This is a genomic window from Pseudoalteromonas sp. TB51 (genome assembly GCF_000498055.1).
Classification (GTDB): Bacteria; Pseudomonadota; Gammaproteobacteria; order Enterobacterales; family Alteromonadaceae; genus Pseudoalteromonas; species Pseudoalteromonas atlantica.
This window is the reverse complement of record NZ_AUTO01000180.1, coordinates 25,675-48,441: the sequence shown is the minus strand read 5'-3', so window position 1 is coordinate 48,441 and position 22,767 is coordinate 25,675. Positions and strand designations below refer to the sequence as shown.

The window sequence follows — 22,767 nt, the reverse complement described above, 5'->3', positions numbered from 1 at the left end:
TTGTTCATTTAAAAACACATTAATGTAACATAACTATTAACATAGAGTCATTTGAAAAAGTGAATAAATGGGTACGATTGTGAACAACTGTGAAAGGAAAATTCAAGATGGTGGCATTAAATGCAACCATCTTGAATGTTAATAACGTTGAGTACTACTGCCAGTATTTTGCAAATAATTGCGGATAGCTTTGTTTTAAAAACTTGGGTTTGTCTTTAAAGCGTTTACCTGCAGGTTGCTCGCCTGAGGGTACAAAAGGTAATTCGTCGTCGTTACGCTCTTCAAATAATAAACCGGCTATTAAGTCGTATTCATCAATATAAGGGTAAGGTTGCTCATTTAAATAATACACAGGGGAGCACTGTGCAAGTGAGTCGGCATTGCTTAATGCGTTATTAAATACCGTCTCCCCGCGGGAGATGAGCCAGCACCTAAATTCGCTAAAACCGTATTCGTCGTTACAGCCAGCCATAACAAATGCAGCACCAAATAAATCCCAGGTAAAACATTTGCGCATGTGAATACCAAAAAATTTATCAAAAGCAATGAGCTGCTCGTCGGTTAACTCGCTCAATTTAGCTTTTAAGTTGTCGCTTACGCTTTGTGGGTCGAGCCCTAACTCAGGCGTGGTCACTAAATCCCAAAATTCCTGCTCTGTTAACGCTGTCATTATAAAATCTCTTTTACTCGGCCGACTTGACCATCTTCTAGGCGTACTTTAATACCATGCGGGTGATTAGGTGATTTAGTTAATAAACGCTCAACTACACCTTGCGTTAATGTGCCGCTGCGTTGATCTTCTTTTAATACAATATTTACGGTTGTACCTGGTGTGATTTGCGAGCGCGATGGAACAGCCATGCTTTACATCCTAAAAATAATTTTGGTAATTATAACGTCCATAGCTAGGCAAACCAATGTTAATCAACTAAAAACGCTATTTGCTTAGCCGCTACCGGTAAGTTTATTTTGCTAAGCTCAGCGTGAATAATATCGACTAGCTGAGGAAAATGCGCTTCGGTGTCGTTATAGGCTATATCATCTTCAAAATAGCAGCTTATTTTTAGTGACTTTGCTTCATTTTTTAAATCAATGGTGTGTGTTAAATAAGCAAAACCATAATGAGTCGTTTTTATTTGTTCACAGGCGTTGGTGAGGGCTTGGCGTATTTGTTTATCACGCAATTTTTGTGTTTTAGTCATAAATTATTGTGTTTGTTCACTTTGCTGTTTTTTATACTCTTCAAAATTTTTATCTTGATTTTCAAGGCACTCGTAATATTCTTTATCGGCTTTATAATTACATTCATCTAAACGTGCTGATTGAATTTCGTGAAAGCGAGCGTCGGAGCTACACCCTGCAAGTACCGAAAATCCCACAAACAGCAATGCGCTTTTAGTTATTTGACTGATTAACATTAGAATTCCTTACACTTTCGTTATCGAAAGCAACAATATTATTGTATATTAGCGTCATAAAAACCTGACTTTGCATAGGACCCATAATTATGATGTCGCAGTTACAAAAGCTGTTTCAGCGTATAGACAAAAGCAAGATATTTCAATCATTTGTTATAGCTGTCATTGTTGTTTCTGCCCTCACCGTAGGTGCTCATACATATTCTCTTCACCCCACTGTAGAATTCATTCTAAATTGGATGGATGTAGGGATCACAGCTTTCTTTTTAATCGAGCTCATTATTCGCTTTATTGCAAGTAAAGGAATAAAAGACTTCTTTTCAAAGGGCTGGAATATATTCGATACCATTATTGTACTTGGCAGCTTATACCCAGCTGCAGGATCAACTATGTTACTTGCCCGATTGCTGCGTATATTTAGGGTACTGCGTTTAGTATCTATGATCCCAGAGCTGCGTTTGCTTGTAAATTCGTTGCTTAAAGCCATTCCGCAAATGGGCTATATAGCACTGCTTATGTTTGTTATTTTTTATATTTACGCAGCCATGGGCAGTATGATGTTTGCCGATATTAACCCGGTACTTTGGCAAGATGTATCCATTTCAATGTTAACGCTATTTAGGATAGCTACCTTTGAAGATTGGACCGACATTATGTACGAAACCATGGCGGTGTACGAGCTAAGCTGGATTTACTACCTCACGTTTATCTTTTTAACTGCGTTTGTGTTTTTAAACATGATGGTAGGTGCCATTTTAGAAGTAATGAGCGAGGAGCATCGTAATGCCCGTGAGCTAAAAGCGGATAATAACTCACTTCCTGCAACGCAAGGACAAGTGGTTGAACTACAAGCGCAAATAGCTGAGCTAAAAACGTTATTAAGTAAAACCTCAGATATTACCAACTCCAATAAATAGCTGATCTATTTTACTTGCTAAAACTTAAAAAGCCCTTTGTATTGAGTTAATACAAAGGGCTTTTAGTTACTCACCTTGTTGTTCTTGCGTGCTTTCAAACGAAATAACATTATCAACCTTCATTTTAAATGCTTCAAAAAACGCATTTTTTAATACCGAAACCACGGCTTCAAAAGTAGATACATCAGCGTTATCTAATTGCCCATCTATGGGCACCCGAGCAGCCACCAGCTTTGAATCATCGTTTTCTAATAGCGAGCTGAGTAAATCAATACTGCCTTCAAAAATAGCGGTAAATAGACCGTCATCATCTTTTTCTATATCTTCGCGCCACGAAAAAACACTTAAATCGTGCACACCCGCTTTTACATATCCATTTAAGTTATTATTGTTAGCGGCCAATTCCATTGCGCCATCTATTCCGCCGGCTTCAATGTCAAATGGGGTATACACTTTAAAAACAGTTTCGAGATTTTTAACCGAAAAACGCTGCACTTCAACATTAAAATCAAAATTAGCTTCATCACTAAAGGGGTCTAATTTACCATTTAAAGACAGCTTAGCTTCGCCCATTAGCTGCCCTTCTACTTTTAAACTCGTGACTAAGGTTTTAGAGAGGTTTTGTGCATTGGTAATATTGTTAATGTTAGCGTTTATATTTGATACGTAAGTAGGCTGCTCTCCTTCGCTGGTGGCGTTAACTAAGGTTACTTTACCATTGTCTATACGTAGCGTATCAATTGAAAAAGGCACGAGATCATTAGCAAGGCCTACCCAGGTGGTTTCATCTTTCACCTGTTGGTTTTGTTCAGCGGTAGTTGGGTCTTTATCGTAAATAACAATTTCTGGGCGGGTAAAAGCCATGTTGGTGACAAAATTACCGTTTAATAAAGCAGACCACGCAAGCGAAAAATCAAGTGTATCAATAGACAGTAACGGCTTAGGCACCTGCGTGGCATCTACCGCGTAAATTTCTACCTCATCAACAGCGTAAGCTCCTCGGTATAAGTACAAATCAACATCACCCACATGCCCTGTTATGCCTTGGGTTTGTTCAAGCTGCTGATTTACATAATATTGAACCGCATAAGGGGCTACTGCTCTGAGTAAAATTAACCCCAAGGCTGTAACTATTAAAGCATAAAACCATTTTTTGCGTGTATTTTTAAAAGTAGAAGCCATTATCTATCCTTATGTGAAGGCTTAGCATCTCGGCATAAGTAAAAAATACCTGCATAAGTGAATTAAGTACCCACAAAGCAGCTAAAACCGAGCGAATAAAGCTGTAATAGATTATTACGAGCAAAAGCTATACCAAAAAATGCAATGAGCCGAGTTAAGCAAGCTTAGTGAGCCTTTCGTATACTCATTAATTTTATGACTGCTCCAACAGAGCATAGGGGATGGCAATATTAATATTTATTACGTTTTTCCTAGGTATTAATGAAGCACAAACTTATATGCTTTATATACAGCGCGATCATATAGTGCTTTTATATACAGCGCGTTGCAGCACCATAGATAAAGCGTTGTAAATAGCAAAAACGAAAGCAAAACACGAAGGAAAAAATAAAGTAGCGTATGTAGTGCCGCTTAACTAAAAAAGGGGTTAGCAATACGCTAACCCCTTTTTAATATACACTTTTAAATGCAGAAATTATTCACCGTCTACAATGATGCGAAGCATACGACGAAGTGGCTCTGCAGCGCCCCATAACAGCTGATCGCCCACGGTAAATGCGCTAATGTATTTAGGACCCATGGCTAATTTACGAATACGACCAACAGGAATACTTAAAGTACCTGTTACTTTAACTGGGGTTAAGTCAGTCGCACTAATTTCGCGCTCATTAGGGATAACTTTAACCCACTCGTTATGCGAAGCTAAAATTTCTTCAATTTTTTCTATGCTAATGTCTTCACGTAATTTAATGGTCATCGCTTGGCTATGACAACGCATTGCACCAATACGTACACATAAACCATCAATTGGCACAGGCTGTTTAGAAGAGCCTAAAATTTTGTTCGCTTCAACCTGAGCTTTCCACTCTTCTTTAGATTGGCCACTTGGCATTGGTACGTCAATCCAAGGAATTAAGCTACCGGCTAGCGGCACGCCAAATTGGTCTTGTGGTAAATCGCTTGAAGCCATTTTTTCGCTCACTATTTTATCAATTTCTAAAATAGCTGAACTTGGGTTATCTAGTTGCTCGGCAACGCTTGAATGAATAGCGCCCATTTGTGCTATAAGCTCTTTCATATTACGAGCGCCGGCACCAGAGGCCGCTTGGTAAGTCATTGGGCTTACCCACTCAATTAGGTCTTGCTCAAACAAACCACCTAAAGCAAGTAGCATTAACGATACGGTACAGTTACCGCCTACAAAAGTTTTTACGCCTTGCTCTAAACCTTGTTCAATGACATCTTTATTTACAGGGTCAAGTACAATAATGCTGTCATCAACCATACGAAGGGCAGAAGCTGCATCAATCCAGTAACCATCCCAACCCGATTCGCGTAATTTAGGGTAAACCGCTTTGGTATAATCACCACCTTGACAGGTAACAATAATATCCATTTTAGCAAGTTCATTTACATCACTTGCATCTAATAACGGTTTTGCGTCGCCAGCAATATCAGGGCCGAGTTGCCCAGCTTGTGAGGTGGTGAAAAAGGTGGTGTCGATATGTGCAAAATCACTTTGCTGTTGCATACGTTCTAATAACACAGAGCCAACCATGCCACGCCAACCGACCAATCCTACTTTTTTCATTGTTTTTTCCACTGTTTGATTCATAAAAGATGCCTTAATACATTAAAAATTAAAATTCATTGCGTGAGAATTAATTTTTATTAAAACCAATCATATTAAGTTATTAATCATTTATAGCGGCAAATTAATAGCGAGATAACAAGCCATAAATTTTTATATGTAGCTGTTCTGCATCAAAAATTTATTACGCCGTTCGCGCTTTATTTAGCACACTAGAATGACTAGTTATTTAAGTTGATTAGTATAAAGCTAACCTAACACCCCAAGCGCCCTAAAACTAGTGAATAAAGCGAAACTTAAATATTTTTCATAGTCATAAAAAAGCCCTGTATTAAATACAGGGCTAATCGGTAGTTAGGTTTTATTATATCCCCCTTCCTTGGGAAGAAAATTAAAACTCGTAGCTGTAACTTAAATCAAACGTTACACCTTGCTCTTTTGAGCGCACTATAATGTCTGATTGTGTTACCTCTTGATCTTCGTCGAGTAAGTTTTTAACTTTAAACTTAATCTTAGAATTAAAGTCAGGGTAATAAGTATAAACTAAATCAAGTGAGTGAAATGGTTGCTCATACGCGTCATCTCTATTAGCAACACCCGCTGCTAAAATTCGCTCACCAAATACGTTATAAACTAATGAACTGCTGTGCATGCCATCTAACGAATCGTAGTTTAATTGTAAATTAACTACATACTCAGAGTGGCCTGTCATACGTTTTTTAGGATTAGTTAATGTCCCAGCAAGTGCTGGGTCAATAGACGCTTCAGAATCACTTAATGTGATATTACCGCTAGTAAATAGGCCTTCACTTACAAATGTTAAGTCTTGTAGCCATTCAGCTTCAATACCATAAACTTCTGCTGTTTCACCATTTATAAACGATGCTGAGTAATCTTCATCACCAATGTTTAAAACCGTTTCGATTGGCGCAGTAATATCTTTATAAAACGCCGCTACGCTAAATGAATTACCGGCTTGTCCGTAATATTCATAACGTAAGTCGTAGTTTTTAATTGGGCTACTTTTAATCCCCGTACGACCAAACGTTCTAATGTCGGTCAAAGGGTCATAATACGTAACAGGCACTACTTCACGAAAATCAGGGCGTACCACTGTTTCACCATAACCTAAGCGCACCTGGTAATCATCGCCACCTACATAGGTAACAGACAGTGCCGGGTACCAATCATCGGTAATCACAGAGCCTGCTTGAATTTTATCTGGATCGTAAAAGGTATTTAAATCGTCTTCATCAAAAATAAGGCTCGATGTACCGATAGAAGATTGTTTAAATTCTTCATAACGAATACCACCGCTTATTCTTATCCATTGATCATAAAACACATCGAAAGACGCATAACCTGCATCCACCTTTTGCGCAGCAATGTAATCATCGGCATCAGGGGCTGTTGGCTCATTAAAGTCAATTAACACAGCGTTATTATCAATAAAGTCGTCAGTTAAAAAACCACTATTATTAAGCGCATCAGTGCTACCGTCGTTTATTGAAATACCTGAGCCACCACTGTTGTTTATAGCAAAGCTTGAGGTATTAAATATTCGGGCTCTGTCAGAAAAATCGTAACCAACTTTAAACTCAACTTCCATAGACTCAAAGCTAAGCGGCAGCGTCAAGTTACCACCGTACGATTTAACACGCTCTTCCATATTGGTGTATGACATAATTACACGGTTATCATCCCCTGTAATAGTTGAGCCGGCATAGCTGCCATCACTATTATAAGTGTCACGAAACTCAAAGTCGGCACTAGTAGGTATATCAGTCGTTGCTTTAGCTTCGGTGTACTGCCAATCGGCACCAATACCAAAATAATCTAAAAAGGTATGTTGGCCCATAACTTGAGTAATGTTTAATTGGCGTTCTTCGTAATTAAACTCATGATTACGGTTTGCAATCCCATCACCCGCAATACTAAACGTAGAACTCCCCGCAGGGCTTTGCGAAATAGCAATTTCAGACTCATCTTCATTATCAATAATGTAAAGCTGTTGAGCAGAAATACTGTGCGTACCTAAACGGTATGACAAGCTCAATGAACCGTTATAACTTTCGGTTTCAGTTGTCACTTGCGAATTTTTGACTGTGTTGTAACACGAGTTACTCACATCTTCACTGGTCGCTAACGACGTTGTACAATCAACATTGCCTTCTTCGTTTTCTAAATCTTGGGTGATAACTGAGCTAAAACGTTCTTCAAAATCCCATTCGTTTTTGTAAGCACCTGCCAGTAAAAACCCAACCTTGCCACCAAAATAGCTCTCTTCAAAACTATCACCATAATGGGCTTTAATATTATAACGCGGGTCTAACGACTCTTCTTTTAACTCATAATCGCGAGGAAGCGACTTTAAAAGTGCGTTATTAACAGCGGTTGCTTGTTCTGCACGCGTTAAATCGCCATCTTCAAAGCCTTCACTACTAACAATATTGCCAATACTAAAATCACCACGGTATGTTGAAATAGCCTGTGATAACTCACTTGGAATGCCACTTTCGTTACGATTGTAGGTAAAGCCATTACTTGATGCCGTATCGTAACCTGCACCCACTTCAATGCTTGCTGTAAATTCACTCGGTGCGGTTTTAGTTCTAATATCTATATTACCGCCACCAAACGCTGCTGGCATGTCTGGAGAGTAAGCTTTTTGAACGGCCATACTTTCAATTATACTTGCAGGGAAAATATCCAGCGGAATAACGTTACGGGTTAAATCTGGGCTTGGGATGTAAGCGCCATTTAAACGCGCACTAGAGTAACGCTCACCAAGGCCCCTAACGTAAATAAACTTACCATCAACAAGCGTTAGGCCTGTCACTCGACGAAGCGCAGATGCTGCATCGCTGTCGCCCGTGCGTGATAATTGTTCAGAGCCTAAAATATCGGCAACAAAGGCTTGGTTTTTACGTTCTTCTACAACTGCCGCAGCGCTCCCTTGTAAACGCGTACCTACAGCAACAACTTCTTCTATTTCTTGTTCGTTTGTTAACTGTTCATCGGCTTGTGCAGCAATTAAGCTAGTCGAATGAGCGACTAAACCTAAACCAATTGCCCAGGTAATTTGATTGAGTCTATGCTTTTTAGACATGAGATAATCCTAATCAGGTTATACAAAAGAGGCGCCTGACGCTTAAATAACAAGCCACAAGGCGCCTTTAATCAGAGGTTATAATGGTGTGCTATTTAGTCAGCATTTGCTGCTGTAACAGCCGCTTCAACCCATTTATACCAGCTAGAGTCTGTATCCTGATCCGATACCGCACCAATGTAGTTTACGCTTTCAAAAAATGAATCGCTTGTGCTTAAGTCTGTTGCAGTAACCGTTACTTCTGCAGCTGCTGTGTTCGTTGCAAAACCGTTATCTGCAAGTACGGCAACATCATCAGTTAAGATTTGGTTAGCACCGTCATTTTCAAACCACGCTGTTTTTGTTTGACCTTCTAATGGGCCGCTTGCAAACGTATCTGTATCTGTAAAGTTTGCAGAACACGCCATTACAGAGCTTGTGAAAGAGATTTTATCTGCTTGTGCTTCACCGTCGCCTGAGAACTCAATACATTGCGTGTTAGTTGCGTTTTGCTTAACGATAACAGTGTTGTAAATGCTTGAATTAAATTGGTCATCAAACTTGTAAGCTTGTGAAGGGTCGTCATCACGTACCGAGTTACCATCGGTAGTTACAACCGTTACATTGGCAACCGTTGGGTTAGATGGAGACACTTGCTCAGTAGAAGAACCTTTAACACCATCAGACTCAAAGCCATTGTTACCCATGTTAACAACAGTGCCGTCATTTAGTGTCACAGTACCGTGTTGAATAAATAAGTACTGAGCTTTACCTTGCCAACCTGCGTCAAAGTCAAACGAATCATCTTGAGTATCTGTTACCGCTACGTGTTTAAGCGTTGTAGCACCACCAAAAATTTCAATACCGTCATCAAAACCTTGGTGAATGTGTAGGTAATCAAACTCAGAACCAGAGCCAACTGCATTTAGTGTTAGTGAATTCAAATCATCGCCTTCACCACCAACGCGAGGGCCTGAACCTGCGTACCAAATTTTAGCCCATTTAATATTACCGCTAGAGTCTGCATTATCGTTACCACCAAAGTAGCTTGTAATACCTTCAGAGGCTACGTTACACGTACCACCGTCACGCTCTGCATCAGTACATTGGTCAGTAATGCCGTTACCATTAATAATGATGCCGCCCCAATCTGCGTAGCGTGCGCCTTCGCCTGCTGTATCAAAACGGTCAAACGCGTTTGCAGAAGTAAATACAACCGGCTTTTCTTCAGTACCTACTGCTTGAATTTTTGCACCACGTGCAATACGTACAATTGCTTCACCTGAGCCAAATGCTAAAACGGCACCTGGTTCAACAGTCATTGTTGGACCATTTGCTGGTACTTCAAAGCCATCTACTGTGCTGCCGTCTTCGCCAATTTGTAATGCATCTTCAAAAACGTGAACACCGCCATCAGGTAGCTCAGCGAAAGTAATGTTACTTGTGATAGAAATTGTTTTGCTTGCAAACGAGTCGTTGTATAAACAATCAATGCCACTTACTACGCCTGTTACCGTACCTGCATCTGATTCGTAGCTTGCACAAACAGCTTCTTCTTCAGTTGTTGAACCAGTTGTATTGTTTGAATTATTAACACTGTTATCTGTTGACGAGCTGTTATCGTTTACAGTAGGTGTAATTTCGATATCGCCGCCACAGCCAGCTAGTGTCATTGCAGTTGCTACTAGGCTGACCTTAAATAAATCAGATAATTTCATTGTTCACTCCGTTAAAGTATTTAATTATTTTGTTAGTGCATTAAGTAAAAACTTAAGTCACTTTAAGGCACGATACTCATGCATTAAGGTGACCTGAGTTATCGGATGCAAATAAGATACTGTAGAGATATGACAAAGCAGTTACAGTTTAGTAACCATAAGATGACAATAGTAATTAATTTAAATTCAACAACTTAAACACTTTAACAACGAAAAAAACCGCCCTAAGGCGGTTTTGGTGTCGCGATTATGAAATAGGTAAACGCTTCTTTATTTGTAAAATAGCGTTAGGGTATAAAGTTAAAGTAACGCGGCTTTAAGTGTTTGCGCATGCACTTTTTCACGCTTAACATATTTAATCCACTGCTTTGCTAAACGTTGTGATTTATCATGCTTTTGGGCTTGTTCAAACGCTAAAATAGACGCATCAAAATTTTGCATATTGTACTGTGCCATACCTAGCGCAACGTAAGCGTTTGATTCAAAATCAAGGCCGCCTTTATCAAGCGCCTTACGCGCAGCATCAGCCGCTTCTTCGTATTGCTCAGTGTTAACAAACACTTCTGCTAGGCGTTGATCGTACTTACCATGCTCTGATAGGTCAGCCGCTTTTGCAAAGTAGCTAATCGATTTTTCATCTTCTTTAGCTTGAATCATGGCCTCTGCAATAAAGGCATAGTTTTTCGCTGATTTTTCTACAATGCCTTTTTCTATCGCATCACTCATTGTTTTAGCTGCTTTGTATGCCAGGCCGTTATAAAGGTAAGTTTGCGATAACTGTCGTAAATCAGACTTGGTTTTTAAAAAGCCTTGTTGATACGCCGCTTCGATTACTGCTAGTTGCTCTTTCTCTTTGCCGGTTTCTCCGTACATACCAGCTAGCTGAACCCAATACTCTGGTTTATTGTAAAGTTTAACCATGCGCTCAAGCACTGCCACTACTTTATCTGTTTGATTAAGTGAGTAATACATAGCGCGCTGTAGTACCAGCCAGTTTTCTTTAGGGGTTTTACCTTCGCTGTCGCTAAGAGCAATAACTTGATTAATGTACTCAAGCCCCTTTGGGTATTCTTTTAACTGGTAGTAAGTTTGCGCTCTAAGTAAGTAATACCCTTCTGTAATAGGTTTGGTATTTATTTCATCCCACTTATCTAAAAACGCGATAACTTTTTTATACTCGCCGTTGGCCATTGCAAGCTGCGCTAGGCTAAACGTGGTACTTAAACGTAATGATTCAGGAATAGCCTCCTCGGCTACCACTTTTTCAAACGAGGCAATGGCTTTTGGTAAATCATTTTCGTTGTAATAAATAAAGCCATAAAAGTTATGCATCATCGCAATTTCGTACGAGTTCATACTTGAAGCTCGCTCTTGAATGCTATCAAGTGCTTCAAGGCCGGCTTTTACATCGCCATCGTCAGCGAGCTTTTGCGCACGAGCAAGCTGGCTATAAACCTTTTCGCGCAGTGCAGGTACACGCTTTGTTTTTTGTTCTTGCTCTGCATGGGCAGTTGCTACGTTTAGCCCCGGCACAAGGCTTAGTGTACTTGGCACAACAATACTTGCACTGATCGCGGCAGTGCAAAATAATGCCAGTTTTAAATTTTTAGCTGTAGGTAGTAATTTCATAATCGCCTCGCTATTTCATCAAATTAAGATAAGTTAACCATTAATTTGGAAAGATATTTTGTTTTGAACACCCGCCACTTCAACGGCTTCACCATTTACTACGCGCGGTTTATATTTAAATTTAAGTGCGGCATCCATCGCTGCTCTATCAAACAGTGACTCAGGGACCGCTTTTACTACTTGCGGGTCACGTACAGTACCTTGCTTAGTTACTGTAAATTCAACAATTACATAGCCTTCAATACCACGCGACAAAGCACGACGCGGATACACTGGAGCTACTTTTACAATGGGTAGGTATTCACCATCACTTGTTTCAAGCGCTAAGCCACCCGCTAGGTCAACGTCGCTGCCTACATCCGCACCAAAATCAAAATTATTACTGGCCGCGTTTGCATCATTATTTTGCATTTGCGGCGACTCCATAGGCGGTGGTGGCTCTTTTGGTGTAGGTGGCTTTTGCGGTTTGCGCTCTTTCTTTTGTACCGTTTCTTCTTTTTTCAAACGTACAAAGTCTAAAACATTTCCTTTTACTGGCTCCGACATGGCACCTTCACCACCGGTGATCAGAGCCTGCATGCCTAAAAACAGCATAAAGGTCACTACACCCGCTACTATTAATGCTACTAAATATCGCAACATGGCTAACCCTTAAGACGCATCTTGTGCAGCAATCGAAACATCAAACGCACCTGCAGCACGCGACGCATCCATTACTTTGATTAACATATCAGTGGTGGCTTTTTTATCAGCTTGAATAACCACGCTCCCTTGTGGGTTTTCTGCTTTTAAACGTTCGATATTGGCTTGCACTGCACGTACATCGATTTGACGTTTATTAATCCAAATCTCGCCTGTATCAGAAATAGCCACTAAAATATTAGCGCGTTCTTTTTTAACCGCTGTTNCCGGCTTCTTTAACAAACGAGGCGGTAACGATGAAGAAAATAAGCATGATAAATACAACGTCTAACATAGGGGTCATGTTAATTTCTTCAGCTTCGTCTTCTTGTAATAGATTTCCTAACGGGGCTCTCATTTTATTCTCCTAGGATGAGCGACTCTATAAGCCGCTTATCAAAATGTTACTTAATGGTCTAAAACCATGCTGTCTTCAAGTAGTTCAACTTCGCGCTTGGCTCTGCGCTGTAAAAACGTAGAGGCAAATACACCCGAAAGTGCACCAACCATACCTGCCATGGTTGGAATAGTTGCTTTAGAAACACCTGATGCCATAGAGCGCGCACTACCCGTACCGGTAATTGCCATTACATCAAATACTTCAATCATTCCCGTTACTGTGCCTAACAGCCCAAGTAGCGGACACAATGCAACCATTACATTTATCAGTGCTAAGTTGGTGTCTAAACGCATTGAAGCACGTGAAATCATCGCCTGGCGTATTTGCTCAGCATTCCAGCTATTGCGCTCTGCACGGTTTTTCCACTGCGCTTTTACGTTTTGTTTGTAACTACGAAAACCTTTGAAAAAATAAATAAATCGCTCGAGTATCAATAACCACATCGCGAAGATTAACACCCCGATGACCAAGAGGACTTGGCCACCAGTGTCGAGAAAATCACGGATAGCATTGATTGAGTCAATCAATAGCACCATGGTTTATGCTCCCTTCTCGCTTCGCTGTGCGATAATACCTGCGCTTTGCTCTTGAATAGTAAGCAAAATATTTTTAGCGCGTGTATTAAGTAGGGTGTATAAAAATACCGTAGGAATTGCCACAACTAGGCCTAGCACCGTTGTTACCAATGCTTGCGAAATACCACCAGCCATTAGTTTAGGGTCACCTGTACCAAATAATGTTATTGCTTGGAAGGTGTTAATCATACCGGTTACTGTACCTAGTAAACCTAGCAATGGCGCCACCACCGAGATGATTTTAATAAGCGTTAAATTACGCGTTACTTTTGGCATTTCACGTAAAATAGCTTCGCTTAATTTAAGCTCTAATGTGTCGTGGGCAACATCAGGGAATTGATCTTTAACTTTCATTACGCGGCCAAGTGGGTTGTCATCGCGTGCTACATCATCTTTAAGTTGACGACGAATTTTACCGCCCATAATCAGTAATGAGAAAAAACGTTCAAGTGAGATAAGTAAAGCAATAACACCTACACCTAAAATAACGTAACCGACTGTGCCACCTTGGTGTACACGCTCTTCGGTATCTGGTGCTTGCACTAATAAACCTAAAATTGAGCCACCCGTTGGGTCAAGTGCAAACTGCACTACACCATTTTTTGCATTTTGTAACTCCTGTGCAGTTGCAGTAAAACGTGCGACAGGCTGGCGATTTAACTCGCTTAAGGTATTTGTTACTGGGTTAAATTCTAGGTATTTACCGTTAGAGATTAAGTTAAAAGCACCTACACGTACCACTTCTTGTTGTGTTTTTTCACCACCTTGTACAATTACATCGGTAGTAAAGCGGCTTACTTTACCTTGCTCTGTCATTTCGCGTTGTAGCTCAAACCATACTTTTTCAATATCTTCGATAGAGGCAAGCTTTGAAGTAGAGCCCATTTTTTGTGCTAGCTCATCCATAAATGTGCTACGACCCGCAATTTCAGCTGATACCACAGAGGTAGCGAACTTATTGCTAGAATCACCAGCAACTTGCTGAAGCACACCAAATAACTCTTTTAAAGAACCCATTCGTTTAGACAGTGTTTCTGTTAAGTTAGCAAGTTTAATTTCGTTTTCTTCAAACTGTGTTTCTAAGCGCTCAGACTCAGCAAGCATTTGATTACGTTTTGCTTGTGTGTTGTTAAGCATTTGCACTTGTTCGTTTTGGCGCGCCATAAATTCTTGTTCGCGTTGCTTGTTTTGCGCGCTTTGAGCCGATTTGCCTTCTTCAAGTGTTTTTAATAGTGAGTCTAAGTCCATAGGCTCAGCTGCCACACTAGCGCCTGCAAAGCTTAGGCTTGCAGCAAAAAGGGCCATTTTTGTCATTTGAGTAAACAGTTTCATCTTCAACCTCTTATTCTGCTGCGTGTACTGGCAGAGTTAACATATCTGGGGCAAGTTGCTTACGTGCGATACGTAAACCTTTGTTGATTTGGCTAATTGTTGAGTCTGGTAAAGTAACAAACGATTTTGTTTCTTCATCCCAGCTACCAGCTTGCTTACCATCACGTGTTAAATAAATAAGCTCTAAGCGGCCAATGCGTAAAAAGTCTACTTCACGCTCTTTACCGTCTACCGTTAGCAGTGAGGTGTAAGCTTCAATAGTGCGTCCATAATCAACTTCTACTTGGTATGCTTCTAATACGCGGCGGAATTTTTCGCTTGAGTTAATATCTGCACGGTCCATCATGGCGTTTAAAGAGCTAATACGCTTAGTGCGCTCTTCTTGCAAAAATGGCACATCAAGTGCTACAAATTGCTCAAGCCCTTCAATCATGCGCAGCATTAGTGGTGTGATCTGACGTTCAATAATAGAGACCTGATCCATTGAAAGGTTAAGTGACTCCATTTCTTCAATTTGGTTATTTAACTGTTTAGTTAATTGCGCGTTATAAACAGTTAAACCATCAATTTCTTTATTAAGGGTTTTAAACTGTTGAAGACGTCCTTGTATTGAATCAGCAATCTTGTCTATTTTTGTTTGTGATTGCGCAGCTGATTTATTTATTTCACTGCTTTTATCGATAACCTTTTCTAAATCATTGGCATGTACTGCAGCACTTGCTGCTACAATACCAGCTAAGATCAATGGTTTAACGCCTTTCATCGCATACACCTTTACTCGTTAATTAGCGGATTTGCTAGTTTGTTGTTTTAGCCTAAACTGACTTGTTTTAGGCTAAAGATTTTCAATGAGTGAAATTGTATAGATGAATAATGACAGGCATGTTGCGCAAAAAAGTCTATTTTGTTACAGCTGTAACATTTACGTCTTATATTGGGGTGTTTATATGCAAAGCGTGTATTAAAGCAGCAAATACACGCATTTTGGCTAGTTGTTAAGCTAATAAAGCGTTAATTGTGTTTAGTGTTTGCTGGTGATCGGTGTAATTTATTTTAATTGCAATGGCTTTATTATCAGTTATTAATACTAACGAAGGAAAGCCTTGTATTGGCAAACTTGCACTAAATGCTAACTCCTCGTGTAATTTTTGATTCAAAGCCTCTGAGCAAAGTTCCTCGCTAAACTGTTGTTTATCAAGGCCTATTTTTTCAGCCAAGGTAATTAGAGTACTTTCATCAGATGGGTTTTGAGCATGTAAATAATAAGCATGTTGAATTGCCTCTATCATTTGTGGCTCTTTATTATGCGCTCTGGCAATAATCGCCGCTCTGCAGGCTGGGTAAGTAGAGCGCCTTGGCTGACAAACCTGCCAAAAATCAAAATTAAACTGTGTGCCCAACATCGCACTAATTTTATACCACGTGCTTTGGAGCATGGCGCGTATATTTTCTGGCATGGGCTCTTGGCTATCTGGAGCAAGCCCCCCTACTTTGTATTCTATAGTCAGCTGCGAAGCTAATGCGGCTTTTAGTTTTAACCACGTCGGTTTATATCCCCAGCACCAACTGCACATAGGGTCGTGTACATATATAAGTTTAGTTTGAGTCATAGTGTTCCTGTGTGATTTGATACAACTTTGTTACGCCCTTGCTCTTTAGCTAGGTACAGGTATTCGTCTGCTTGTTTAAGTGCACGGCTGTAATGATCCACATCATCAACCTGTGCCACACCAATACTACAGGTAATAAATACCCGTTTATTATCGCTGGTTAAAATAGCTTGTTTTGCGACACATTGTCTAAAATCATCGGCTAATTTTGTAGCCACTGGGGCTGTTTCTTTAGGTAAAATCACCACAAACTCTTCGCCTCCATAACGGGCTTTAACTGCGGAGCTTGGAAATTGTGAATCAAGTAATTTGGTAAACTCTATCAATACTGTATCGCCAAAATCATGACCATAGGTGTCGTTTAGTCGTTTAAAATAATCTAAATCAAGTAATAAAATAGAAAACGGCAAGTAGTTTTCGGGCGTTTTAGCGGCTAATTTTAAAAAGTGAGCGGTGATGAAACGCCTGTTCGCGCCACCCGTTAACTGATCTGTATAGGCATCTTGCGTTTGCGCAAGGGTTATATCAGCAATTGCCAGGTGACTTTTATGCCTGAAATATTCACCTATAAACGAAAAAATAAACACCAGTGTAAAAGAGGCTAAAAAACGAGACTTTTCAATACCGCCATAGTTAACTTGGCCAAAATCAGGCCCGTATAAAATAACACTGCAGCACAATAATAAGCCTAAGCCAAGCCTGCAGCCATGCTTTACACCTAAAGAGGCAAAACACACTACAGGGTAAAACATTAGCCAATAAAGCGCAGTATTTTCTTTTCCGCCGGTATACGTAAGGGCCACACACATAATAAACACTATACACATACTTATAAGTGCAACCATTTCCAGCTTGGCTGTTTTTATAAAATAAAAAGTGCCGCTAATAAGGGTAATATTAACCGCTATTAACGACGTGGTAAGAATAGGCGAATACACCGTGTAGTTAAACACCACCAACATAGAGATAACAATAATAGCAATGGCTATCATGGTGAATAGTGAAAATGCTTGGCGCTGTTTATCCGAGCTATACACCTTATCTATGTTAATAAGGCTTAACCAACTTTGTCCTGTAACCGATTTTTTTGGCATATTTTAAACTCTAAACTTTTGAACCATTTGCTCTAAATCACTAAATTGTTGTTTAAGTTTAGTACATTCATTGAGGGTGTTTTTTAAATTTTCTTGGCTTTGTACCGATAACTCACTCATGCTTGTAATGTCTGCGTCGAGCACTTTAACAAGGTCGTTTTGCTCAACAGTGGCATTGGCAACACTATGATTAGCACTGCTAATTTGTTTTATTGACTCTATTATTTGGCCCATTAACACGCTCACACCTTCAGCGTGCTCTACGCTTTTTTCACTGTCTTGAATGCTTGTTTTCATCAGTTCTACCGCTTGGTTTGAGCCTCTTTGTAATTGCCCTACGGTATCTTCAATCTCTTGCGTTGATTGCTGAGTACGATGTGCTAATTGGCGTACCTCATCAGCCACAACAGCAAAACCGCGCCCAGCTTCGCCTGCTCTTGCAGCTTCAATTGCCGCATTTAAAGCAAGTAAGTTGGTTTGCTCGCTCACACCTTTAATCACCTCAAGCACTTGCCCAATACTAATTGTATGCGCGTTAAGGCTATTAATAGTGTGTTGCGCTTGTTCCATATTGGCTGATAACTGATGAATACTATTAACGCTGTGCAATAAGGTTTGCTGGTTTTGTGTTGAATGATCATCTGCATTTTTAGCAATTACAGAAGCGTCACTGGCGTTATTAGCAATAGCCATAGCCGATTGCGAAAAATTATTAACCGCCATGGCCACACTATCAGTACGTTTTGTTTGGTCATGGTGCATGGCTAATGAAGAATGTGTTTGCGACACCACGCTGGCTATTACGCTATCGAGTTGTTTAGTCGTTAATTTAACGTGTTCAATAGAGTGCTGAATTTTTTCAATAAAAACGTTAAACGAGTGACTAATTTGGCCAAACTCATCATTGTTTTCAACCTTTAAACGTTTGGTTAAATCGCCTTCGCCTTTTGCAATATCTTCTAGTGCATCATTTAGGCGCGCCATAGGTTGCATTAAGTAACGCAGTAAAAATTGCATAAACACAATAATGGCCACAATTCCCACTAACATATAAATAAGCGCGTTAACACCAAAGCGAGACACCTCTGCATAGGCTTGGTTTTTATTAATAACGACACCTAAATACCAGTCAACATTGTCTATGCCACGTATTTTAGTGAACGATATCAACTGCGGCTCAGCCGCTATATCATATTGTGTAAATGCGCTATTAAGCGCGGTAGATTGGCCAAATAATTCGGAGGTGTTTTTTAAATTAAGTTCGCTATTAGGATGGCTTAGCACTTGGCCATTTTTATCTACTAAAAAAGCATACCCTAACCCTAAAAAATCAATATCGTTAATTATTTCAGTCACTGCGTGCATGTCTATATCTGCACCCGCTACACCACTAAAGCGGCCATTGCTTTGAATGGGCACAACNGGCAGATATAGTCAGCTCGTTGGTGGTTACATCAATATACGGGGTGGTAAATGCGGTATAGCTTTTATTTTCAACTAACTTATACCAAGGGCGCGAGGTGGCATCAAAATCAGAAGGTAATACAATGCTTTGATCGTTAAGTATAAATAAACCACTTGGTTTACCTATATACGTATTTTTAAAGCCACCAGCGTATTTAGCAGTATTAAGCTGGGCAAGGGTTAACTGTTTTGGATCACTGTTTTTATGAGTTTGCGCAATCGATTTTACTATGGTGAGTTTAGCGTTAAGCCAGCTTGCAATGTTTTGTGAGGTAGATTCTGAATTTTGCTTAAGGACTAAATCGAGCTGCTGTTGCGTTTGGTTACGCATGGCGATGTAATTATTTATAGCAAATAAACCCAGTACAATAACCAGTACCATAGATGCTGCAATAGTCACTTTTGAGGTGAATTTAAGTGAGTTAAGCATGACTGCCCTTTTTTATTTTTTTGTTATTAATTATATTTTTAGCAAAAATTTAAAGGTATGTCGTCGTTAATGAGGTAGATAAGCAGGTTATGTACTTAAAATAAGAATAAAGAACCACCTCTATTCACTATACAGTTGTAAAAACCACTGCTTTTTAAAAAACAAACCCGCACTTGGAACGTTCCTATAAAATGCTAATAAAAAAGCGACTGAATACGTATTCAGTCGCTCTTTCATCGGGGGGTATTTACCACTTTTTAGCTAAACGAACCACGTTTAAGCCATACCAAGCAATAAATACATAACACACTAGCGGAACAAAAAAGCTTTGCTGAATATTAACAACATCAGCAATGTAACCTTGTAATAACGGCACCAAGGCACCCCCTACTATTGCCAAACACAACCAGCCAGAGCCTTTACTGGTTAATGAGCCTAAGCGCTCTATCGCTACAGAAAAAATAGTCGGGAACATAATTGAGTTAAATAAACCAATGGCCAGTACCGCGTACAGGGCTACATTGCCTTGCGTAAATATAGTCACAAGTAATAAGGCAATTACCATACAAGCATTAAATGCCAATGCTTTAGATGGCGCTATTTTTTGTAGCGCAGCAGAGCCAATAAAGCGGCCAACCATGGCTCCGCCCCAATAGTAGCTGATCAGTGCAGCAGCAGCGTGCTCTTCCAGCCCAGCTATATGTGCTTCACCAAAAAAGTTAACTAAAAAACTACCAATAGCCACTTCACCACCGACATAACAAAATATAGCAAATACGCCCATTGTTAAATGAGGTGCCTGTGTTAGTGAGCGAGTTTCATTAACCGGGTTATTTTCTTCTTTATGGCCTTCTATTTCAGGAAGCTTAATAAAGGCAAATACGATAGCAATAATGAGTAAGGCCGCCGCTAACATTAAATAAGGTACTTTTACAGATTCAGCAGAAGCAGCACTTGCCGCTAATGTACCTGCGGTACCAAAAAACAGGATACCTCCAACATACGGGCCTACTGTTGTTCCTAAGGCATTAAGCGCTTGCGCTAAATTTAGCCTAGATGAGGCGGTTTTTTCTGGCCCTAAAGCAGCTACATACGGGTTCGCAGAAACCTGCAAAACAGTTACACCAGCAGCCAGTACAAATAAAGCACCTAAAAACAACCAGTATTCATGCACCACTACCGCAGGGTAGAACAACATACAGCCAATTGAGGCAACCACTAGGCCAGTTAGTATGCCTTTTTTATAACCTAATTGTTTAACCAAAATTCCAGCTGGAATAGAGACAATAAAATAGGCGCCAAAAAAGCAAAACTGTACGAGCATTGCTTCAAAGTAAGTTAGGTCAAAAACGCCTTTCAGACGAGGGATTAGTACGTCGTTTAAAACGGTAATAAAACCCCATAAAAAAAACAGTGTGGTCATTGCAGTCAGCGGTAACAGGTAATTTTTATTTTGTTGCTCTTTGACCGCAAATGATTGATTGGTATTTATTTCACTCACGTCATTTTCACTCCATTAACAAGTTGAAAATGATTTTACACGTTTGCGACATAATATAAGTACAAAATAATTGGAACGTTACAATTAATCGCATTCATTTAATAAGGCCTGTTTCATCCTTTGGGTTTCGCCGCTATTTTTAAATTTATATAAAGCAGTATTAATATCTTCTAATACAGTGAGCCAGTTTGGTGTTTTTTTACTTATCGCAAAATATAAAGGGTTATATTGAATTGCCTTGCTTTCTGGTTCAATAGCACTAAGTAGGGTCTGTTTTTCGCTATCGGGTAAAGCGGCATATTTTACCGAGTAAAGTAACACAGCGGGGTCGCCTATAATTAAATCTACACGCTTTGCCGCAAGTAACTTTACCAGCTGTAAATCATCAACGGCATTAATGATGATAAATTCGTTGTTATCCATCATGGCATCAAACTCAGGGGTATTTTGATACCCTCTTACAACACCAATACGCGAGCCTTTAAGCGACTTTAAATTGCCATTAAACCTGTCGGGCTCGCCTTTGCGTTTTAAAAAACCTATGTTACCGCCTTCAAACGAATTAGAAAGCCCTAAAAGCTTACGGCGTGTTTTACCTTCTATGTAATCAGATGGCGCGGTGTCTTCAATATAATACTCTGGCATTAACACATCTGCTTTACCGAGCTCCACAGAACGAACAGCTCTCGCCCAAGGAACAAACTCTATATAAGCACTATAACCAGCGCTATGTAGAATCGCCGTACTAAATTGATATACCCAGCCTTTGTTACACAGCTTATTCCCTATGTAAGGCGGCCAGTCTAATGTAACCACATGAATTGTTTGATTGCTGTTTGGCGTGCTAAATAGGTAACCCGATTTATAGCGCTCACCTATTACAGTGTGACGAGTACCATCTTGCATGTAGGTCACAGGAACCTCAGCAAAACAATAAGATGAAAAGAGTATGAGGATTAAAAATAAACGCATAATTAAATTTCATTTATAATATGTTCCTAAAGTGTAGAACTTAGTACATAAAGTAAAAGAAATTTTAATTAAAATTACAGCAGTGGGGGCTTAAGCTTTTACCCACTTCATTTTATTATTGGTATCGCGAGAATTAATAATAGTTGAGTCGCTGCTCTCCACCCCGCCAAGTTTGGCTAAACGGTCGTAAAGTACCACATTGCAGGTGGCCGCAAGGTTCATACAACCAATTGTAGGTACGTAAACCACTTCATCGCACCATTTTAAAACCTCTTTTGGTACTGAGCCGTCTTCTGGCCCAAATACATAAAATGCGTTTTCAGGGTGTTTAAAATCAGGTAACGCAGTGGCGCCTTCAATCAGCTCAATAACCACAACCTTTGCGCCTTCAGGTTTTACACTGAGTAGGTTATCAGTGCCGGTAAGTGCAATACGCTCAACAACATTTTTAGTGTCGGTATGAAACTTTTTAGCATTTAAGTAGCGACTACCGGTAAAAAATACTTGTTTAGCGTCATAGCAACCCGCGGCACGTAAAACGCCGCCAACATTTGTCGGGCTTTTTGGGTTAATTAAACCTATTACAGCCTTAAGCTCGCTCATTAGTCGCAATCCTTTGTTGGCCACTCAGCAATGTATAAATCAAAGTCATCGAGCTTTACGTCACAGTCTTTTACGGTTTTATTTTTAACAGAAATACCAAGCGCATGCATTTGGGTTTTGTCACCCTGATTTAATAGCGGATGCCAAGAGGCTAAACCTCGCCCCTCGTGAAGACGGCGATAACTACAGCTTTGCGGCATAAAAAAGATATCTTTAAGGTTAGCTTTGGTCAGTTTAACGCAAGAAGGGACAAGCGTTTGGCGGTTTTCGTATTCGCTACAACCACAGGTATTGTTATCAAGGTATTGGCAAACAATGTTGGTGAAAATAAGCTCTTCGCCTTCACGTAGTTGGTCGGTGGCGGTAAATTCGTCTTCATCTTCACTGTCAATAAAGGTATTTAAACAGCATTTTCCGCAACCATCACAAATCGCTTCCCATTCGTTTTGGTTCATATCGGCTAAGCTTTTTTTAAGCCAAAACTGTGTATTTGCTAACTCTTGATCAAACATAATTTACTCGCGCCCCTAAAGAGCGCGCATTCTAACGTATTGCTACAGCG

General features: G+C 40.0%; 20 protein-coding genes and 2 pseudogenes. 1 reads left to right on the top strand and 21 read right to left on the bottom strand.

Annotation, left to right across the window (positions count from 1 at the left end; translation table 11 throughout):
- Positions 1-154: 154 nt before the first annotated feature.
- From L650_RS0109755 to L650_RS0109740, 4 genes are read right to left on the bottom strand one after another with little or no spacing between them, the layout of a single operon-like run.
- Positions 155-670: a DUF4240 domain-containing protein gene (locus L650_RS0109755; RefSeq protein WP_004586331.1), complete on the bottom strand. Its 516-nt coding sequence runs from the start codon at positions 668-670 to the stop codon at positions 155-157.
- Positions 670-861: a YwbE family protein gene (locus tag L650_RS0109750; RefSeq protein ID WP_004586332.1), complete on the bottom strand. Its 192-nt coding sequence runs from the start codon at positions 859-861 to the stop codon at positions 670-672. The genes L650_RS0109755 and L650_RS0109750 overlap by 1 nt, the downstream gene beginning before the upstream one ends.
- A 59-nt stretch (positions 862-920) precedes the next feature.
- Positions 921-1,202 carry a hypothetical protein gene (locus tag L650_RS0109745; protein WP_029772991.1) on the bottom strand — a complete coding sequence of 94 codons (282 nt, stop codon included), beginning with the start codon at positions 1,200-1,202 and terminating at the stop codon, positions 921-923.
- A 3-nt stretch (positions 1,203-1,205) separates the two neighbouring features.
- Positions 1,206-1,418 (bottom strand): hypothetical protein, encoded by a 213-nt coding sequence (locus L650_RS0109740; protein ID WP_004586334.1) that lies wholly within the window; start codon positions 1,416-1,418, stop codon positions 1,206-1,208.
- 89 nt (positions 1,419-1,507) lie between these two features.
- Between L650_RS0109740 and L650_RS0109735 the strand changes: the two genes are divergently transcribed.
- The gene (locus L650_RS0109735; RefSeq protein WP_004586335.1) at positions 1,508-2,335 is read left to right on the top strand and encodes an ion transporter; all 828 of its coding nucleotides are present in this window, start codon (positions 1,508-1,510) and stop codon (positions 2,333-2,335) included.
- Positions 2,336-2,401: 66 nt separating this feature from the next.
- On the opposite strand, the gene L650_RS0109730 is transcribed toward L650_RS0109735, so the two are convergent.
- The 17 genes and pseudogenes from L650_RS0109730 to L650_RS0109645 all read right to left on the bottom strand — a co-directional run bounded on the left by L650_RS0109730 (position 2,402) and on the right by L650_RS0109645 (position 22,717).
- On the bottom strand, positions 2,402-3,517 hold the full coding sequence (locus L650_RS0109730; RefSeq protein WP_029772990.1) for a DUF748 domain-containing protein: 1,116 nt from the start codon (positions 3,515-3,517) through the stop codon (positions 2,402-2,404).
- 475 nt (positions 3,518-3,992) lie between these two features.
- Entirely contained in the window at positions 3,993-5,132 is a 1,140-nt protein-coding gene (asd, locus tag L650_RS0109720; protein WP_029772989.1) for an aspartate-semialdehyde dehydrogenase, read from the bottom strand.
- A 367-nt stretch (positions 5,133-5,499) separates the two neighbouring features.
- The gene (locus L650_RS0109715) at positions 5,500-8,217 is read right to left on the bottom strand and encodes a TonB-dependent receptor plug domain-containing protein (RefSeq protein ID WP_029772988.1); all 2,718 of its coding nucleotides are present in this window, start codon (positions 8,215-8,217) and stop codon (positions 5,500-5,502) included.
- A gap of 95 nt (positions 8,218-8,312) precedes the next feature.
- Positions 8,313-9,914 (bottom strand): hypothetical protein, encoded by a 1,602-nt coding sequence (locus L650_RS0109710; protein WP_004586339.1) that lies wholly within the window; start codon positions 9,912-9,914, stop codon positions 8,313-8,315.
- A gap of 300 nt (positions 9,915-10,214) precedes the next feature.
- Positions 10,215-11,543, bottom strand: a complete 1,329-nt coding sequence (locus tag L650_RS0109705) for a CDC27 family protein (protein WP_029772987.1) — start codon at positions 11,541-11,543, stop codon at positions 10,215-10,217.
- Between the two features lie 33 nt (positions 11,544-11,576).
- Positions 11,577-12,182 carry an energy transducer TonB gene (locus L650_RS0109700; RefSeq protein WP_029772986.1) on the bottom strand — a complete coding sequence of 202 codons (606 nt, stop codon included), beginning with the start codon at positions 12,180-12,182 and terminating at the stop codon, positions 11,577-11,579.
- A gap of 12 nt (positions 12,183-12,194) precedes the next feature.
- Positions 12,195-12,582 (bottom strand): annotated as a pseudogene (locus tag L650_RS0109695) (ExbD/TolR family protein).
- A gap of 50 nt (positions 12,583-12,632) precedes the next feature.
- On the bottom strand, positions 12,633-13,160 hold the full coding sequence (locus L650_RS0109690; protein ID WP_029772985.1) for a MotA/TolQ/ExbB proton channel family protein: 528 nt from the start codon (positions 13,158-13,160) through the stop codon (positions 12,633-12,635).
- A 3-nt stretch (positions 13,161-13,163) separates the two neighbouring features.
- Positions 13,164-14,531, bottom strand: a complete 1,368-nt coding sequence (locus L650_RS0109685; protein WP_029772984.1) for a MotA/TolQ/ExbB proton channel family protein — start codon at positions 14,529-14,531, stop codon at positions 13,164-13,166.
- A gap of 10 nt (positions 14,532-14,541) precedes the next feature.
- Positions 14,542-15,294 carry a DUF3450 domain-containing protein gene (locus tag L650_RS0109680; protein WP_029772983.1) on the bottom strand — a complete coding sequence of 251 codons (753 nt, stop codon included), beginning with the start codon at positions 15,292-15,294 and terminating at the stop codon, positions 14,542-14,544.
- Positions 15,295-15,526: 232 nt separating this feature from the next.
- Positions 15,527-16,141, bottom strand: a complete 615-nt coding sequence (locus tag L650_RS0109675; RefSeq protein ID WP_029772982.1) for a DsbA family protein — start codon at positions 16,139-16,141, stop codon at positions 15,527-15,529.
- A complete protein-coding gene (locus tag L650_RS0109670) occupies positions 16,138-17,235 on the bottom strand; it encodes a GGDEF domain-containing protein (protein WP_029772981.1) in 1,098 nt (365 codons plus the stop codon). The genes L650_RS0109675 and L650_RS0109670 overlap by 4 nt, the downstream gene beginning before the upstream one ends.
- 3 nt (positions 17,236-17,238) lie before the next feature.
- Positions 17,239-19,129, bottom strand: a pseudogene (locus L650_RS0109665) (methyl-accepting chemotaxis protein).
- A gap of 247 nt (positions 19,130-19,376) precedes the next feature.
- Positions 19,377-20,630, bottom strand: a complete 1,254-nt coding sequence (locus L650_RS0109660) for a sugar MFS transporter (protein ID WP_004586349.1) — start codon at positions 20,628-20,630, stop codon at positions 19,377-19,379.
- A gap of 84 nt (positions 20,631-20,714) precedes the next feature.
- Entirely contained in the window at positions 20,715-21,602 is an 888-nt protein-coding gene (locus tag L650_RS0109655; RefSeq protein ID WP_029772980.1) for a substrate-binding periplasmic protein, read from the bottom strand.
- Between the two features lie 90 nt (positions 21,603-21,692).
- On the bottom strand, positions 21,693-22,205 hold the full coding sequence (locus L650_RS0109650; protein ID WP_004586351.1) for an RNA methyltransferase: 513 nt from the start codon (positions 22,203-22,205) through the stop codon (positions 21,693-21,695).
- Entirely contained in the window at positions 22,205-22,717 is a 513-nt protein-coding gene (locus tag L650_RS0109645; protein WP_029772979.1) for a YcgN family cysteine cluster protein, read from the bottom strand. The genes L650_RS0109650 and L650_RS0109645 overlap by 1 nt, the downstream gene beginning before the upstream one ends.
- Positions 22,718-22,767: the final 50 nt, after the last annotated feature.

Bases quoted from the DNA above. Each gene is read 5' to 3' on its own strand.
- L650_RS0109740 (WP_004586334.1), bottom strand. From the start codon at position 1,418: ATGTTAATCAGTCAAATAACTAAAAGCGCATTGCTGTTTGTGGGATTT.
- L650_RS0109730 (WP_029772990.1), bottom strand. From the start codon at position 3,517: ATGGCTTCTACTTTTAAAAATACACGCAAAAAATGGTTTTATGCTTTA.
- L650_RS0109750 (WP_004586332.1), bottom strand. From the start codon at position 861: ATGGCTGTTCCATCGCGCTCGCAAATCACACCAGGTACAACCGTAAAT.
- L650_RS0109735 (WP_004586335.1), top strand. From the start codon at position 1,508: ATGATGTCGCAGTTACAAAAGCTGTTTCAGCGTATAGACAAAAGCAAG.
- L650_RS0109755 (WP_004586331.1), bottom strand. From the start codon at position 670: ATGACAGCGTTAACAGAGCAGGAATTTTGGGATTTAGTGACCACGCCT.
- L650_RS0109650 (WP_004586351.1), bottom strand. From the start codon at position 22,205: ATGAGCGAGCTTAAGGCTGTAATAGGTTTAATTAACCCAAAAAGCCCG.
- L650_RS0109680 (WP_029772983.1), bottom strand. From the start codon at position 15,294: ATGAAAGGCGTTAAACCATTGATCTTAGCTGGTATTGTAGCAGCAAGT.
- L650_RS0109705 (WP_029772987.1), bottom strand. From the start codon at position 11,543: ATGAAATTACTACCTACAGCTAAAAATTTAAAACTGGCATTATTTTGC.
- L650_RS0109710 (WP_004586339.1), bottom strand. From the start codon at position 9,914: ATGAAATTATCTGATTTATTTAAGGTCAGCCTAGTAGCAACTGCAATG.
- L650_RS0109670 (WP_029772981.1), bottom strand. From the start codon at position 17,235: ATGCCAAAAAAATCGGTTACAGGACAAAGTTGGTTAAGCCTTATTAAC.
- L650_RS0109690 (WP_029772985.1), bottom strand. From the start codon at position 13,160: ATGGTGCTATTGATTGACTCAATCAATGCTATCCGTGATTTTCTCGAC.
- L650_RS0109655 (WP_029772980.1), bottom strand. From the start codon at position 21,602: ATGCGTTTATTTTTAATCCTCATACTCTTTTCATCTTATTGTTTTGCT.
- L650_RS0109645 (WP_029772979.1), bottom strand. From the start codon at position 22,717: ATGTTTGATCAAGAGTTAGCAAATACACAGTTTTGGCTTAAAAAAAGC.
- asd (WP_029772989.1), bottom strand. From the start codon at position 5,132: ATGAATCAAACAGTGGAAAAAACAATGAAAAAAGTAGGATTGGTCGGT.
- L650_RS0109745 (WP_029772991.1), bottom strand. From the start codon at position 1,202: ATGACTAAAACACAAAAATTGCGTGATAAACAAATACGCCAAGCCCTC.
- L650_RS0109715 (WP_029772988.1), bottom strand. From the start codon at position 8,217: ATGTCTAAAAAGCATAGACTCAATCAAATTACCTGGGCAATTGGTTTA.
- L650_RS0109675 (WP_029772982.1), bottom strand. From the start codon at position 16,141: ATGACTCAAACTAAACTTATATATGTACACGACCCTATGTGCAGTTGG.
- L650_RS0109685 (WP_029772984.1), bottom strand. From the start codon at position 14,531: ATGAAACTGTTTACTCAAATGACAAAAATGGCCCTTTTTGCTGCAAGC.